Consider the following 15,510-nt stretch of genomic DNA (forward strand, 5'->3'; position numbering starts at 1 on the left):
AAACATGTATTCAGCAAAAGCTGAACCATGAGAGGACTGGTCAGTCCAGCTCTCGGTAGTTGCTGCGGAAGAAGAGCAGCGGCTCGGCGGCAGTGCCCTCCTCGAGATCCAGGACGCGGCCGACGACGAGATAGTGGTCGCCCTCCTCATGGACCGAGTGGACGGCGCAGTCGAGATAGCCGACGGCCCCGTCGAGATGCGGGTCGCCGTGATGGGCCGACGGGGTCCAGGAGATGTCGGCGTACTTGTCCGCGGCACGTGAGGCGAACTGGTTCGACACGGCCTCCTGGCCGGCGGCGAGGATGTTGACCGAGAAGTGCCCGGCACGCCGGATCCGGGCCCAGGCGCGCGAGGACTTGGTTGGCGCGAAGAGGATCAGCGGCGGCCGCAGCGACACCGAGGAGAACGACTGGCAGGTCATCCCGACCGGGCCCTCCGCGGTCTGCGCGGCGATCACGGTGACCCCGGAGGCGAACCGGCCCAGCACCGTACGGAACCGGGCGTCCGCCTCGGCGTCGGCAGGGGTCTCCGGTGGAGACGGTGGCGCCTCGAAGTCGAAGCGACCGTGGAAGGACTCGATCAGCTCCGGATGCGGCCAGCTCTCGGCGGCATCGGGAGACATCCCATCAGGCACCTCTATACGCATACCCGATCACTGGCCTACGCCGAAGTCGTGACCCCAGTACGAGACGGCCGTCGACTCCCGGGCGACCCACTTCTGGTCGTCGACCTGCAGTCCCTCGGTGCCGAACTCGATGTCGAAACCACCCGGCGACTTCACGTAGAACGAGACCATCTCGTCGTTCATGTGCCGCCCGAGCGTGGCCGACAGCTTCGCGCCGTACTTCTTCACCCGCTCCAGGGCGCGGCCGACGTCGTCGAGCTTGTCGACCTCGAGCATGATGTGGACGCACTTGGAGTCGTTGGGGAACGGCAGGAACGCCAGCGAGTGGTGACGCGGGTTGATCCCGAGGAAGCGCAGCCAGATCTTCGTGCCGGGCTCTTTGCCGGCGAACTCGCCGGGCATGCTCATCGAGTCGCGCAGCCGGAACCCGAGCGTGTCGCGGTAGAACTCCAGCGCCTCGACGTCGTCGGAGACCGGGATCACCACGTGGCCCATCCCCTGCTCGCCGGTCACGAAGGTGTGACCGTAGGGCGAGACCGCGGGACGGCGCTCGTAGGTGATGCCGTGGAAGAGCTCGAAGACGTTGTCGAAGGGGTCGCGGAAGCGCAGCATCTCCTGCACCCGGCGCTCAGCGAGCTCCTCGGGGGTGCCCTCCTCCACCTCGACCCCGGACTTCTCCAGGTGCTCGCGGGCCTGCGCCAGCGCAGTGTGGTCGGCGACCTCCCAGCCGACGCAGCTGAGCTGGTCGACCTCGCCCGGCTCGATCACGAGTCGGGCCGAGACCTCATCGATGCGGTAGTAGAGGTGTTCTGGGTTGGGGCCTTTGGCCGTCACCAGGCCGAGGACCTTCTCCGCGAACGTGCGCCACGCCTCCAGGTCGGTGCTGGTGACGCGTACATAGCCCATGGACTTCAGGTCGATCGTCATGACTTCTCCTTGGGAGTACGTTCGCGGTGCCGCTTCAAACTGTGCCTTTTTAGAAACGTGACCGCCACCTCGCGGAACTCGTCGGCCGCCTCGATCTGTGCCCAGTGCCCACAACGCGGGAAGACATGCAGCTGCGCCTTGGGAATCAGCTTCAGCGCGGGGAACGCGCCGTCGAGCGGGTTGACCCGGTCCTCGCGGCCCCAGGTGAGCAGCGTGTGATGGCGCAGCCGGTGCGCCTCGCGCCACAGCATGCCGTCCTCCGCGGTCTCGGGGTTGTAGAACGACCACCCCATCGACGCCATCGCCTCGCGCGCACCGGGCGCGGTCGCATCCGCGAACCGCTCCTCGACCAGCTCGTCGGTGACCAGCTTCTGGTCGACGACCATGGTCGAGATGAACGCCTTGAGCGCCTCGCGGGTGGGGGCGCCCGAGAAGTCCATCAGGCGTTGTACGCCTTCGGTGGGATCGGCATGGAAGAGGTTGAGCGAGAGCCCGCCCGGTCCCATCAGCACCAGGCGCCCCACCCGATCCGGGTAGGTCAGCGCGATCCGCATCGCGGTTCCGCCGCCGAGCGAGTTGCCCAGCAGGTGCACCTTCTTCAGGCCCAGCTCGTCGAGGAGGGCGATCACCGCGTCGCCGGCGAAGCGGTAGTAATTGCCCACCACCTCCGGCTTGTCGGAGGCGCCGAAGCCCGGCTGGTCGACCAGGATCGTACGGAAGTCGGCTGCGAAGCCTTCGAGCGCAGAGCCGAAGTTGGACCACGACGAGGCCCCGGGACCCCCGCCGTGAAGCATCACCAGCGGCAGCCGGTCGTCCTGCGGTGCACCGAGGTCGTAGTAGCGCAGCGAGATCTCCCCCGCCGCCTCGGTCTTGATCCGGACGTCGTGGGCGACGTCATCCTTCACGAGAACCATCTCAGTACATCCCCGGGTCGACCTTGTGCCCGAACTCGGAGGCGCCGTACATCTGCAGCGCCCGCTCGGGGTCGTTGGCGGCGTGGACACGACCCGCGTGGGCGTCGCGCCAGGCGCGCTGGAGCGGGGTGCCGTTGGCCAGCGCCCGGCCACCGGAGGCCTCGAAGAGCAGGTCGATCGCGTCGATCGCGCGCTGGGTGCCGAGCACCTGGTCGCGACGGATCCGCAGCCGCTGGGTGATCGGGATCTTCTCGCCGCGGGCGACGTACGCCTGCTGCTCGCGGATGTTGCTCATCAGCAGCGCCCAGGCGGCGTCGATGTCGGATGAGGCGGTCGCCACGCGGACGGCGGCGAAGGGATCCAGGGACGCCTTCTCGCCATAGGAGGCGCGGACCCGGTTCTGCTGCATGGTCACGTGCTCCTCGTACGCGCCGCGGGCCATGCCGATGATCGGCGTGGTGATCGTGGTGGTGAACAGCGAGTGGAACTGCAGCTTGTAGAGGTCACCGGTGTTGACCGCCTGCCCGGGCCCCTTACAGCGTCCGGTCTCGCCCATCGAGAGCGTGAAGGTCTCCGGGATGAAGACGTCCTCGACCACGATGTCGTTGGAGCCGGTGCCGGCCAGGCCGACGACGTTCCAGACGTCGACGATCTCGTAGCGCTCGCGCGGCACCAGGAACGTACGGAAGTCGACCACCTGACCCTCGTCGTTAAAGACGAGGCCACCGAGCAGCACCCAGGTGGCGTGCGCACAGCCGGAGGAGAACGACCAGCGCCCGGAGAGGTTGAAGCCGCCCTCGGTGATCGCCGCCTTGCCCATCGGCGCGTACGAGGAGGAGACCCGGGTGTCGGGGTCCTCGCCCCAGACCGCCTGCTGGGCCTCGTCGTCGAAGAGCGCGATCTGCCAAGGGTGCACACCCAGGACGCTGGAGACCCAGCCCGTCGACCCGCACGCCGAGGCGATGTCACGCACACAGGTGTAGAAGTCGACCGGGTCCGCCTCGAGACCGCCGAACCGGGCCGGCTGCAGCAGCTTGAAGAAGCCGACCTCCTCCAGCTCCTTGACGCTCGACTCGGGCACGACCCGGAGACGCTCAGTCTCCTCGGCCCGCTCCCTGATCGTGGGCAGCAGGTCCTGCACCCCGTCCTTGACGGTCTGCGCGTCCTTGTGGGGGCGCTGTGTCGGTTCGCTCACCGCTCTGCCTTCCTGCATGGTGTCCCAATGACCTCGGACGGCGCGGTTCGTGCGCTGCCGATGGATCAATACTAGAACACGTTTCAGTTTTGTCGAGTCCCTGGGCGTGTTTCGTGCACCTTCGTCTATGGTAGAACGTGTTTCAGTTCTGGGACAGTCGAAGCTGAGGGAGCACCATGGGAAAGACCGACGAGACGTACGACGTGGTGGTCGTGGGCGCCGGAGGCGCCGGGATGACCGCCGCGCTCGCGGCCGCCCGCCGCCACGGGCTCGAGACCGTCGTCATCGAGAAGAGCGCCTACTTCGGCGGATCGACGTCCCGCTCGGGCGGCGGGGTCTGGATCCCGCGCAACCACGCCCTTGAGGCGGCCCGCCAGAAGGACTCCCCCGAGGACGCCAGCCTCTATCTCGAGTCGATCGTCGGCGACGTCGTGCCCAGCGACCGGCGCGAGACGTTCCTCGACCGCGGCCCGGAGGTGCTCTCCTTCGTCTGCGAGAAGACGCCGGTGCGGTTCAGCTGGGTCCCCGACTACGCCGACTACCACCCCGAGGCCCCCGGTGGCCGCGGCGCCGGCCGCTCCGTCGAGCCGGTCCCGCTCGACGCCCGGATGATCGGCGAGGAGCTCTCGCGGCTGCATCCGCCCTATACGAAGTCGCCGGCCAACATGGTCGTCACCCAGGCCGACTTTCGGAAGATCAGCCTCGGCATGCGCACGATCAAGGGCCCGATCACGATGGTCAAGATCGCGGTCGCCCGAATCCTCGCCGGCCTCCTCGGCAAGAAGATGTACGCCATGGGCGCGGCGCTCGCGATCGGGCTGCGCAAGGGGCTCCTGGATGCCGGCGTCGAGGTCCGTTACCAGACCGAGCTGGTCGGCCTGGTCACCGAGGGCGGCCGCGTCGTCGGCGTCGAGGTACGCCACGGCGAGTCCGGTCCGACCACGGTGATCCGGGCACGGCGCGGCGTGATCCTCGGCTCCGGCGGCTTCGAGCGCAACCTGGAGATGCGGGAAAAGTACCTGCCCGCCCCGACCTCGGTCGAATGGACCACCGGCGCCTTCTCCAACACAGGCGGCGGCATCCTGGCCGGGATCGCGGCCGGCGCGGACACCGACCTGATGGACGAGTCCTGGTGGGGGCCGACGATCCCGTTCCCCGGGCGGCCGTGGTTCGCGCTCGCCGAGCGCAACCTGCCCGGCTCGATCATCGTCAACAGCGCAGGCAAGCGGTTCATGAACGAGGCACTCCCCTACGTCGAGGCCGTCCACGAGATCTACAAGGGCCAGGAGACTGGCATCTCCCACGTCCCGGCCTGGCTGGTCTTCGACCAGCGCTACCGCAACCGCTACATCTTCGCCGGCCTCGGGCCCGGCCAGCCGTTCCCGGGCCGCTGGCTCAAGAGCGGGGTCGTCGTGAAGGCCTCGACGGTGGAGGCGCTGGCCGAGAAGATCGAGGTGCCCGTCGACGGCCTGCGCGAGACCCTGGCCCGTTTCAACGGCTTCGCCGAGTCCGGCGTCGACGAGGACTTCCACCGCGGCGAGTCGACCTACGACAAGTACTACTCCGACCCCACCGTCAAGCCGAACTGCTCGCTGAACGTCATCGCTCAGGCGCCGTTCTACGCCGTCAAGATGGCTCCCGGCGACCTCGGCACCAAGGGTGGCCTGGTCACCGACCGCCGCGCCCGCGTCCTGCGCCCCGACGGCTCCGTCATCGAGGGCCTGTACGCCGCCGGTAACGTCTCCTCCGCCGTCATGGGCCGCACCTACGCCGGCCCCGGCGCCACCATCGGCCCCGCCCTGGTCTTCGGCTATCTGGCCGCCGAGGACTGCGCCCTCTCGCCCGAGATGCCCCAGAAGCCCCAGGACAAGGAGCACAGCTGATGCCCATCGACCCGACCAAGGCCATCGGCGCGGAGCTGCCGTCCCAGTCGTTCTCGTGGAGCTCCTCCGACGTACTGCTCTACCACCTCGGCATCGGCGCCGGCTCGCGTCCCGGCGACGCGACCGACCCGGCGGCGCTGCGCTACACGTTGGACTCCGATGCCCTGACGGTGCTGCCGTCCTTCGGGGTCGTGGCACCGACCTTCCATGTCACCGAGCCGCCCTCGCTCGACCTGCCGGGCTGCGACATCGACCTCGCCTCGGTGCTCCACGGCTCCCAGGAGATCCACGTCGACGGCCCGATCCCCACCTCGGGAGAGGCGGTCGTCTCGACCCGGATCGTCGAGGTCTGGGACAAGGGCAAGGCCGCCGTCATCGTCCAGGAAGGCGTCGCCACGACCGCGTCCGGCGATCCCCTGTGGACGGTCAGGAGCTCGATCTTCGTACGCGGCGAGGGCGGCTTCGGGGGTGAGCGCGGGCCGTCGACATCGCTGCCGGTTCCTGACCGCGCGCCCGATGCGGTGGCTGCGTACGACGTCACCGAGCAGCAGGCGCTGCTCTACCGGCTCTGCGGCGACCGCAACCCGCTGCACGCCGACCCCGATTTCGCCGCGAAGGCCGGCTTCCCGAAGCCGATCCTGCACGGGCTGTGCTCCTACGGGATCGTGCTGCGCGAGGCGACCGCCCTGCTCCTGGACGGGGACGCCACCCGGGTTGCCGGGTTCGGTGCCCGGTTCGCCGGGATCGTCTTCCCTGGCGAGACGATCTCGATCGAGGCCTGGGATGAAACTGGTCAAGAGGCCGGGAAGATCCTGGTCAGAGCCACGATCTCGTCGGCAGACCCGGCCCGCGACGGCGCCCCGGTCCTCGCCGACTGCTACCTGGAGGCGACCGGAGCGAGGTCGAGCGGCGAGCTTGCTCGTCCGCTCGCGCCGAGCGAGGGAGCGACCGAGCGAAGCGAGGAGGTGCGATGAGCCGCGCGAGCTGTAACACGCTGTTCGTAGGACTACTCGCCCTATTAGAACGACCGGATAGTCCTACGAACGACGTGTTACACGGGGGGACAGCATGAGCGGAACGGCACTGCCTGACGTACTCTCCCCCGCCGACGTCGAGGAGCGGTTCGGCGGCTGGTCGGAGGAGACCGACGTGATCGTGGTCGGCTTCGGCGTGGCCGGCGGGGCCGCGGCGCTGGAGGCGGCCCGGGCGGGCGCACGCACGATCCTGCTGGAGCGGGCCGCCGAGCCCGGCGGCACCTCGGCGATGGCCGGTGGCCACTTCTACCTCGGCGGCGGCACCGCGGTGCAGAAGGCGACCGGGATCGAGGACTCGGCCGAGGAGATGTTCAACTACATCCGCGCGGTCTCCAAGGAGCCGGAGGACGACAAGATCCGGGCCTACTGCGACGACTCGGTCGAGCACTTCGACTGGCTCGAGGCACTGGGCTTCGAGTTCGAGCGCACCTTCTGGCCTGGCAAGGCCGTCATCCAGCCCGGCACCGAGGGGCTGATGTACACCGGCAACGAGAAGGTCCACCCCTTCCGTGACCTCGCCGTCCCGGCGCCGCGCGGGCACAAGGTGCCGGTCCCGGGCGACACCGGCGGCGCCAAGCTGGTCGTTGACCGGATGGCCGACCGGCTGGCCGAGACGTCGGCGGTGATCCGCTACGAGACCGGTGCCACCAACCTGGTGATCGAGGACGGCCGGGTCGTCGGCCTGGCCTGGCGACTGTTCGAGGAGCGTGGCGCGATCCGCGCCAAGGCGGTGATCCTGGCTGCCGGCGGCTTCGTCGGCAACGCCGACATGGTCGCCGAGCACACGCCCCGGCTCGGCGAGAAGCTCTTCCCGCTGGCCTCCACCTACGACGACGGTCTCGGGCTGCGCCTGGGTGCCTCGGCGGGCGGCCGCTGGCGGTTCATGGACGAGCCGTTCCAGACCGCGCCGTTCTACCCGCCCTCGATCCTGCTCACCGGGATCATCGTCAACAAGCACGGCAAGCGGTTCGTGGCCGAGGACTCCTACCACGCACGTACGGCCGCCTTCGTCATGGAGCAGCCGGACTCGGCCGCGTTCCTGATCGTCGACTCCGCGCACATCGAGCACCCGAAGATGCCGCTGTGCCCGTTCATCGACGGCTGGGAGACGGTCGAGGAGATGGCGGCCGGCCTGGGCGTACCTTTCGAGGCCCTGAACGTGACCCTGACCTCGTACAACACCCACGCCGCCGAAGGCAAGGACCCGGAGCTCCACAAGGCGCCGGAGTGGACCGAGCCGCAGGACACCGGCCCGTGGGGCGCCTACGACCTCTCCCTCGGCAAGGCGATGTACGCCGGGTTCACCATGGGCGGTCTGGCGACCACCGTCGAAGGAGAGGTACTCCGTGAGGACGGCTCCGCGATCGCGGGCCTCTACGCCGCCGGCGCCTGTGCGGCCAACCTCGCCCAGGACGCCAAGGGCTACGCCTCCGGCATGCAGCTCGGTGACGGCTCGTACTTCGGGCGGCGCGCCGGACGGCATGCGGCCGGACTGGGCTGACACTGGCCGGCTTCGGTGACGGGCCTCACAAGTTCGGCGCGTCCGGTGAGACCGATCGTCGGTGGACCCCAGCTGCGAGCTAGTCTGTGCAGACGCTCATCAAGCGAACTGTTGCCATATCACATATCTCTTCAGACGTGAATGGCTTCGGTAAAATTTGGGACTTTCGACCCTACGCGCATCACGAGCCTGGCTGGTTATGTATACGCGACGCCACGGGCATCGCCGGTGCTGGCTCTCCCGACGCGTCCGCAGGCCATCGGTCCCCAGTCGACGCCTGTCGCCGAACTAGCCGAAAGGAATCCCCATGTTCGACTTCCGGAGCCCGGCCGGCCTCATGGTCATCGCCGCCCTGGTTGTCATCGCGCTCGTGGTGGTCGGCGCAATCGCCGGCAACAGCCCTTCCTGATCCTGAGCTCTCTGGCAAGGAAACCGCAGGCCCCGGCTCGATGAGCCGGGGCCGCGTGCCTTTCTCGACCAGTCCGGATCAGCGGCTGAAGACCGCCACCGTCCGAGCGGGCACCGTGAAGGTGCCCGAGCCCGCCTCGAACGAGGACGACTTCACGACCTCGTCCGATCCTTCGGCCTGAGTCGGGTGCAGGCGGTAGCCGGCGCCCTCGGCGTCCTTCACCGTCTGCTGCTGCGTCGTCGTGGTCGCGTTGAAGACGGCCACGAGGTCACCGAGCCGCATGGTGATCACACCCGGCGTCTCGTCCTTCCCCGAGAGCGGGAAAGCGAGCTTCTCCTGGACCTGGCCGGTGGTGGACAGGTGGAAGGCGGGCTCGTCTGTACGGATCTTCAGCAGGTCCTGGTAGGCGGCCGAGGCGCCGTCGATGTCCGAGCAGCCCGGGACGGAGACCGACTTCAGCAGCGACTTGGCGTAGGGCCACTTGTCCTTGTTGTCGGTGGCCGGCGGCAGCCCGCGACCGAAGCCGTTGCCGGCGTCGCAGTCCCAGTGGATGGCGTTGAACCAGTCGCCGGAGTCGTAGGAGTTGCGGTCCAGCGACTTCGAGCGGAGCAGGTCGGTGCCGGCCTGAGAGAGCGCCGGGCCCTGCGAGAGCGCGGCCGTCGCCATGGCGAGCACCTGCATCCGGGAGCGGTCCACGGTGCTGGTCGAGGCGGGCAGCTTGAAGGTGAGTGCGTCGAAGAGCGACTCGTTGTCGTGGGCGTCTGCGTAGGCGAGCGCGTCTCCGGGCTCATCCGCGTAGCCGGCCGGCGAGCCGTTGTAGTCGACCTGCGAGCCCTTCACCTGGTTGCCAGCGGTGTCGGTGAACGAGTAGTCGGCGAGGTTGCCGGACAGCCCGACCTTGATCAGGTCCTGGTAGTGCAGCAGTCGCGCCCGCTGCTCCGCCTCGGTGCCGTTGGCGGTCGAGGTGTTGGGGTCGGTGTAGAGACCGCTCGCGAAGCCCTGGACGCCCGGGTCGGCGTCGAACGGGCCGCCGCCGCGTACGGCATCTCGGGCTCGGTCGCTGAACGTGGCGATGCCGGTGCCCGCCATGTTCTTCTGGGTGGCCTGGACGAAGCGGGCGTCGTCGGCGATCTCACCGAAGTTCCAGCCCTCGCCGTAGAGGACGATCGACTTCCCGTCGACGCCGTCCTTCTCGAGCGTGAGGGCGTCGAGGGCCTTGCGGACGGCCAGGATGTTGGCCTTGGGGTGGTGTCCCATCAGGTCGAAGCGGAAGCCGTCGACCTTGTACTCCTTGGCCCAGGTGAGGATCGAGTCGACGACGAGCTTGCCCATCATCGCGTTCTCGGGAGCGGTGTTGGAGCAGCAGGTGGAGTTGGCGACGGTGCCGTCGGCGAGGAGCCGCTGGTAGTAGCCGGGCACGATCTTGTCGAGCACTGACGTCTTCGCCTGCCCGCTGCTGGTGGTGTGGTTGTAGACCACGTCCATGACGACGCGCAGGCCGTCCTCGTTGAGTGACTTCACCATCTGCCGGAACTCGACGGTCCGGTCGGTGCCGTCCGGATCGGTCGCGTAGGAGCCTTCCGGGACTGTGTAGTGGTAGGGGTCGTAGCCCCAGTTGTACGCATCCTTCGCAGCCGCCGCGGCGACACACTTCTGCTGCTCGTCGCTGTCGGCCTCATAGGACCCGAGGTCGCAGTCGGGGGTGGTCTGGTCGGCCTTCGCCTCCGGGATGGTGGCGATGTCGAAGGCCGGCAGCAGGTGGACGTACGACGTGCCGGACCCGGCCAGCTTCCGCAGGTGCCTGACCCCGTCGCTGTCCTCGTCGGCGAAGGCGAGGTAGCCGCCCGGCTGGTCGCTGGTCTCGTCCTCGACGGAGAAGTCGCGGATGTGGAGCTCCTGGATCTGGGCGTCCTTCATCGCCACGGCCTTCGGCTTCTTCAGGGTCGTCCAGCCCTTCGGGGCGAGCGTCCTGTCGCCGAGGTCGACGACGAGGCTGCGCTCGGAGTCGGCGGTGAGCGCGACCGAGTAGGGGTCGGTGACCTTGTTGGTCACGAGCTTCTGCACGCTCGGCGCCCACACGGTCACGGCGTAGCGATACTCCTTGCCGCGCCAGGCCGTGGCGGAGCCGGTCACCGACCAGACACCGCTGGTGTCGTCGCGGCGCATCGGCACGGTCTTGCCGCCGAGCTCGAGCTCGACCTCGTGGGCCGTCGGCGCCCAGACGGACAGAGTGACCGTGCCGCCCTTGAACACCGGTCCGAGCGACGCCTTCTTCGACTTAGCGGCGTAGAGGTCGTCCAGGATGCCCTGGGTCTGGACTCCGGTGCCCGTGACCAGGGCGCCGTTGCCGATCCGCTGGGTGAGCACGACCTGGCCGGAGAGCGCCTCGCGGATCCGGTCGCGGTCGCGGGAGTCGACGGTGAAGGCGGTGTAGTTCTTCAGGTGCGGGAACCGGGCCTTCTGCTCGTCGCTCAGCGTCGAGGCCTGGAGCCGCAGCCAGCGGCCCTCGCTGCTGAGCGCCCCGTCCTCGACGGTGATGCCGCCGTCGCGGTCATAGACCAGCTGCGTCGACAGCGCCGAGCCGCTCGCCATCTCCTTCGGCAGCACGACCGTCTCCCGGTCGATCCACTGTGCCTGCGCCTTGGTCAGGTCAAGCTCGGGCGCCGAGCCGACCGACGGCAGCAGATAGCCGGTGTCGCCTGAGTTGAGCCACACCTCATGGCCGTACGTGGTCAGGTCGAGCGAGCGGTCGTTCGGGATGTCCTTCTCGTCGCCCTTGTGGACGATGTAGTTGAGCGAGGTGGCGCCGTCGACCAGCGGCACCTCGAAGGTGACGCCGTACGCGTCCTTGCCGGCGGGCTGCAGCGGCTTGGACCACTCGGTCGGGCTGGCGGCACCGGTCCAGGTGTGCAGGCCCCAGCCGTCGTAGTCGCCGTCGGCTCGGTGCAGGTGGATGACCGCCTTGGACGTGTCGGGCGCCGGGTAGACGCCGTCGGGCCGGGTGGTCTGCTGGTCGTCGCTGCCGCCCTCGACCCAGACCTCGCCGGTCTTGGCGAGATCGATCGTTCGCTCGCCGCCGTCGGCGGTGCCGTCCTTCTCGACCGTGTACGTCACCGAGGACGCCCCGTCGGGGAGCTTCACCCAGGCGAAGGCGCCGTAGGCGTCGCGGCCGCTGAACCCACTGTTCTGATCGCCGGCTCGGAGGGTCCAGCCGGTGTAGTCACCGTCGGCACGCCGGTAGTGAACGACCACGTAGTCACGGTCGACGGCGCTCGGGTTCTCGGCCTCGGGCGCCTCTCCGGCCGTGGTCTCTGCCAGGTCGCTCGCGGTGCGTCCGTCGCGGTCGACCACCACCGCCTTGTAGCGCAGGGCGGTGCCGGCCGCGACGGTCGCGGGGACGTACTGGGTGATCTTGTAGGGGGCGTGGTCGACCGAGCCGAGGGTGCGCCATTTCCCGTTGCCGACCTGGGCGGCGAAGACGACGCGGGCACCGGCGGTCTTCCCCGGGTCGGCGGAGAGGGTGACCGTGCCGGTGGCGCCGGCATCCGGGGCGGTCAGTGACAGGGTCGGCTTCGCGGTGGCATCGGGGAGCTCGGCCTCGGCACGCAGGACGACCGAGGAGAGCGCCGGGACGGTCACCTCGACCTTGCCGCCGGCGGCGGTCACGGTGCCCGAGCCGCCGTAGATCGTCTCGAAGGCGGTCGACTCCACGGGCAGGGTGACGGTCTTCGCCTCGGTGGCGTTGTTGACCGCGACGACGTACTCGCGGTTCTCGCCGGTGCGCGAGAAGGCGTAGACCGAGTCCTTGGCGTAGAGCTCGTGCTGGGTGCCGTCGGTCAGCGCCGGGTGGTCCTTGCGGAGCTTCGCCAGCGCGGCGATCGCGGTGTAGACCGGGTGGGTGGTGTCGTACGCGTCGTCGGCATGGGTGCGGTCGGTGCCGATCTGGTCGTCGTCGAGGTAGTCGGAGACCTTCGAGCCGAACAGCGTCTGGCGGGCGTCCTTGTCTCCGCCGGCGCCGGTGAACCCCTGCTCGTCGCCGTAGTAGACGACCGGGTTGCCACGGGAGAGGAACATCAGCTCGTTGGCCAGGCGGGTGCGCTGGATGAGCTCGGCGTCGGTCGCGTCGGGGTGGTCGCCCGCGAGGAAGGTGCCGATCCGGCCCATGTCGTGGTTGCCGAGGAAGGTGACCTGCTCGTAGGCGTTGGCCTTGTCGGTGGCGTACTTGTAGTCGTCTGCGAAGACCTTGGCGAGTCGGTCGGCCGGAGCATCCAATGAGGCGTAGGCGCGGGCGGCGTCCTGGAACGGGAAGTCCAGGGTGGCGTCGAGACGGCCTCGGGTGACGTACGGAGAGGTGACGTCGCTGTCGGCGGAGTAGACCTCGCCGAACATGAAGAAGTCCTCGCGACCCTGCTTGGCGGCGTAGGCGTCCAGGGCGGTCGCCCACTCGGTCCAGAAGTCCAGGTCGACGTGCTTGACGGTGTCGATGCGGAAGCCGTCGATGTCGAAGTCGCGGACCCACCGCTGGTAGATCTTGGTCATCCCCTCGACGACCTCAGGGCGCTCGGTCCACAGGTCGTCCAGGCCGCTGAAGTCGCCGTACGTGGTCGACTCGCCCTCCCAGGTGGAGTCGCCGCGGTTGTGGTAGAGCGTCGGGTCGTTGAGCCAGGACGGCACCATCTCGCCGGTGTTGGCCGGCGTGTAGGGGAACGAGTCCTCGTCGACCTTCGCGTCGTCCGAGCTGGGCTCGGCGTCGTCGAAGGGACGGCCCTCGGTGTCCAGGTACGGGAAGGCGCCCTTGGGGCGGTAGCCGTACTTCTTCTCCGCGTAGTCGACGGTGTCGGCGGTGTGGTTGGTGATGACGTCGAAGAAGACCTTCATGCCCTTGGCATGGGCCTCGTCGACGAGGGTCTCGAGGTCCTCGTTGGTGCCGAAGTGCGGGTCGACCTGGGTGAAGTCGGTGATCCAGTAGCCGTGGTAGCCGGCCGAGGCGTTCGCGCCCTCTCCCTGGACGGGCTTGTTCTTGAAGATCGGCGCCATCCAGATGGCGGTGGTGCCGAGGCCCTTGATGTAGTCGAGCCGCTCGGTGAGGCCTTGGAGGTCGCCGCCCTGGTAGAAGCCCTTGTCGGCCGGGTCGAACCCGGTCTCGGTACGGCTGCCGGTCAGGCCGCCCTTGTCGTTAGAGGTCTCGCCGTTGGCGAACCGGTCGGGCAGCACGAAGTAGAACTGCTCCTTCGTCGCCTCGTGACGGGCCGGCTCGGCGGCCAGCTTGGCGTCCGACGGCGGCTTCGGGGCGGCGGCGGTCGCCGACTCCGACGTGGCCGTCTGCAGCACCGTGGCGAGCAGTGCGGTCGCGAGCACGGTCGCTGCGATCCTGGGCGCGCCGTGTGCGCCACTTCTTCGATTCACCTTTGAGGGCCTCTCTGGATTGTGCGGGGGCATGCGGTGGAGACCGACCGTCCGGCGCCCATGGGGGTCGGCGCCGGACGGTCGGCCGAGGGGGATGTCAGCCGCAGGTCATCGCGCCGACGTGCAGCGCGAGGGCGGTGTTGGCGCCGAGGGTGGCGGTGAACTGACCGGAGCCGTTCACGGCGACGCTCTTGCCGCTCTGTACGTCGCAGTAGGTGCCCGCTGCCAGCGACGTCTGGAAGGTGCGGGTCAGCGACGAGGACTCGTGGTTGATCGCTACGTACGCCTTGCTGCCCCGTCCGAAGGCGATGGCGTCGGCGCCGTTGTCCCACCAGTTGGTGACCGCCTGGCCGCGGGCGGTGTTGCGGAAGGCGACCATCTTCTCGATCTCGGGCCAGGCGTGCTGGCACTTCCAGCCGTCCTGCCAGCAGGCGTTGACGGTGCCGGCGTTGGGCGGGCCCGCGTCCTTGTCGCTCCACTCGTAGCCGGAGTGGATGTCGGGCGAGCCGTAGGGCCAAGCCAGCATGAAGACGTTGGCCAGGGTGTAGTTGGCGCCGTCCTTGTAGTTGAGCGTGTCGCCCCCACGCTCGGTGTCGTGGTTGTCGACGAAGACGGCCGAGCTGCCCGAGGACATGTAGCCCCAGCCCTCGCCGTAGTTCTTCAGGTAGGCGAGGTTCTCGTTGTTGAAGACCCGCTTCAGGTCGCGGGCGTAGCGGAACTCCTGGACGTCGCCGTTGCCCAGGTACTCGCTGGGCGAGACCGCCTCCCCCGCGCCGAAGATGGCCTCCTGCTTCCAGTAGACGTTCGGGTTGCTCAGCCGGGACTTGATATTGGCCAGGTCGGAGGCGGCCATGTGCTTGGCCGCGTCGATCCGGAAGCCGTCGACGCCGAGCGAGAGCAGGTCGTTGAGGTAGCCGGCGATCTTGCCGCGTACGTAGTCCTCGCCGGTGTCGAGATCGGCGAGGCCGACCAGCTCGCACTCCTGGACGTTCGTGCGGTCCTGGTAGTTGGTGATCTGCGCGGTGCAGTTGTCCAGGTCGAAGGAGGAGTAGAGGCCGGGGTAGTCGTACTTGCTGTAGGACGATCCGCCGGTGCCGGTGCCGGAGCCCGCGGACATGTGGTTGATGACGGCGTCGGCGACGACCTTCACGCCGGCGGCGTGACAGGTGTCGATCATGTTCTTGAAGGCGGTGCGGTCGCCCAGCCGGCTCGCGATCCCGTAGCTGACGGGCTGGTAGGACGTCCACCACTGCGAACCCTGGATGTGCTCCTGGGGTGGGGAGACCTGGACGTAGCCGTAGCCGGCCGGGCCCAGGGTGTTGGTGCATTCGCGGGCCACCGAGGCGAACTTCCATTCGAACATCACCGCGGTGACGTCCTTGTCTCCCGGCGGCGCGGCCTGTGCTGGGGCCGAGACCGGGATCGTGAGCGCGGCGACAGCGCCCGCCGAGAGGGCAAGTGCGGCAGCCATGGACTTTCTCGTGATGAACGGTTTAGCCATGGTTCCTCCTAGGTCGAAGGCTGAATCTTGCTGCAAGATCTTGCAGAGAGACCGTAGGGTGATCGACGTCACACGTCAACCCATCGGTCCCTACCGCTGCAAGAGCTTGCGCAAA

At 68.5% G+C, this 15,510-nt stretch carries 9 protein-coding genes; 3 read left to right on the forward strand and 6 right to left on the reverse strand.

Annotation, left to right across the window (positions count from 1 at the left end):
• Positions 1–40: 40 nt before the first annotated feature.
• The 4 genes from ABTW65_RS03775 to hsaA are packed head-to-tail and all read right to left on the reverse strand — an operon-like array spanning position 41 to position 3,661.
• Positions 41–622 carry a flavin reductase family protein gene (locus ABTW65_RS03775; RefSeq protein ID WP_350658578.1) on the reverse strand — a complete coding sequence of 194 codons (582 nt, stop codon included), beginning with the start codon at positions 620–622 and terminating at the stop codon, positions 41–43.
• A 30-nt stretch (positions 623–652) separates the two neighbouring features.
• Positions 653–1,552, reverse strand: a complete 900-nt coding sequence (gene hsaC, locus ABTW65_RS03780) for an iron-dependent extradiol dioxygenase HsaC (protein WP_350658579.1) — start codon at positions 1,550–1,552, stop codon at positions 653–655.
• Positions 1,549–2,466, reverse strand: coding sequence for a 4,5:9,10-diseco-3-hydroxy-5,9,17-trioxoandrosta-1(10),2-diene-4-oate hydrolase (gene hsaD / locus ABTW65_RS03785; protein ID WP_350658580.1), 918 nt, complete (start codon positions 2,464–2,466; stop codon positions 1,549–1,551). The genes hsaC and hsaD overlap by 4 nt, the downstream gene beginning before the upstream one ends.
• A 1-nt stretch (position 2,467) precedes the next feature.
• Complete coding sequence (gene hsaA / locus ABTW65_RS03790) at positions 2,468–3,661, reverse strand: 3-hydroxy-9,10-secoandrosta-1,3,5(10)-triene-9,17-dione monooxygenase oxygenase subunit (RefSeq protein ID WP_350658581.1); 1,194 nt, start codon at positions 3,659–3,661, stop codon at positions 2,468–2,470.
• Positions 3,662–3,837: 176 nt separating this feature from the next.
• On the opposite strand from hsaA, the gene kstD reads away from it, so the two are divergent.
• The 3 genes from kstD (at position 3,838) to ABTW65_RS03805 (ending at position 8,079) form a co-directional block, all read left to right on the forward strand.
• Positions 3,838–5,544: a 3-oxosteroid 1-dehydrogenase gene (gene kstD / locus ABTW65_RS03795; protein ID WP_350658582.1), complete on the forward strand. Its 1,707-nt coding sequence runs from the start codon at positions 3,838–3,840 to the stop codon at positions 5,542–5,544.
• Entirely contained in the window at positions 5,544–6,518 is a 975-nt protein-coding gene (chsH3, locus tag ABTW65_RS03800) for an enoyl-CoA hydratase ChsH3 (RefSeq protein ID WP_350658584.1), read from the forward strand. The genes kstD and chsH3 overlap by 1 nt, the downstream gene beginning before the upstream one ends.
• A gap of 94 nt (positions 6,519–6,612) precedes the next feature.
• Positions 6,613–8,079, forward strand: coding sequence for an FAD-binding protein (locus ABTW65_RS03805; protein ID WP_350658585.1), 1,467 nt, complete (start codon positions 6,613–6,615; stop codon positions 8,077–8,079).
• A 487-nt stretch (positions 8,080–8,566) separates the two neighbouring features.
• On the opposite strand, the gene pulA is transcribed toward ABTW65_RS03805, so the two are convergent.
• Positions 8,567–13,846: a pullulanase-type alpha-1,6-glucosidase gene (pulA, locus tag ABTW65_RS03810; RefSeq protein WP_350658586.1), complete on the reverse strand. Its 5,280-nt coding sequence runs from the start codon at positions 13,844–13,846 to the stop codon at positions 8,567–8,569.
• 145 nt (positions 13,847–13,991) lie between these two features.
• Complete coding sequence (locus ABTW65_RS03815; RefSeq protein WP_350658587.1) at positions 13,992–15,395, reverse strand: alpha-amylase; 1,404 nt, start codon at positions 15,393–15,395, stop codon at positions 13,992–13,994.
• Positions 15,396–15,510 lie beyond the last annotated feature (115 nt).

Origin of the sequence: Nocardioides sp. NPDC127503 (genome assembly GCF_040302165.1) — a bacterium.
GTDB lineage: Bacteria > Actinomycetota > Actinomycetes > Propionibacteriales > Nocardioidaceae > Nocardioides.

Coding starts and splice junctions, on each gene's coding strand:
- ABTW65_RS03775 (WP_350658578.1), bottom strand. CDS start 622: ATGTCTCCCGATGCCGCCGAGAGCTGGCCGCATCCGGAGCTGATCGAG.
- hsaC (WP_350658579.1), bottom strand. CDS start 1,552: ATGACGATCGACCTGAAGTCCATGGGCTATGTACGCGTCACCAGCACC.
- hsaD (WP_350658580.1), bottom strand. CDS start 2,466: ATGGTTCTCGTGAAGGATGACGTCGCCCACGACGTCCGGATCAAGACC.
- kstD (WP_350658582.1), top strand. CDS start 3,838: ATGGGAAAGACCGACGAGACGTACGACGTGGTGGTCGTGGGCGCCGGA.
- chsH3 (WP_350658584.1), top strand. CDS start 5,544: ATGCCCATCGACCCGACCAAGGCCATCGGCGCGGAGCTGCCGTCCCAG.
- ABTW65_RS03805 (WP_350658585.1), top strand. CDS start 6,613: ATGAGCGGAACGGCACTGCCTGACGTACTCTCCCCCGCCGACGTCGAG.
- ABTW65_RS03815 (WP_350658587.1), bottom strand. CDS start 15,395: ATGGCTAAACCGTTCATCACGAGAAAGTCCATGGCTGCCGCACTTGCC.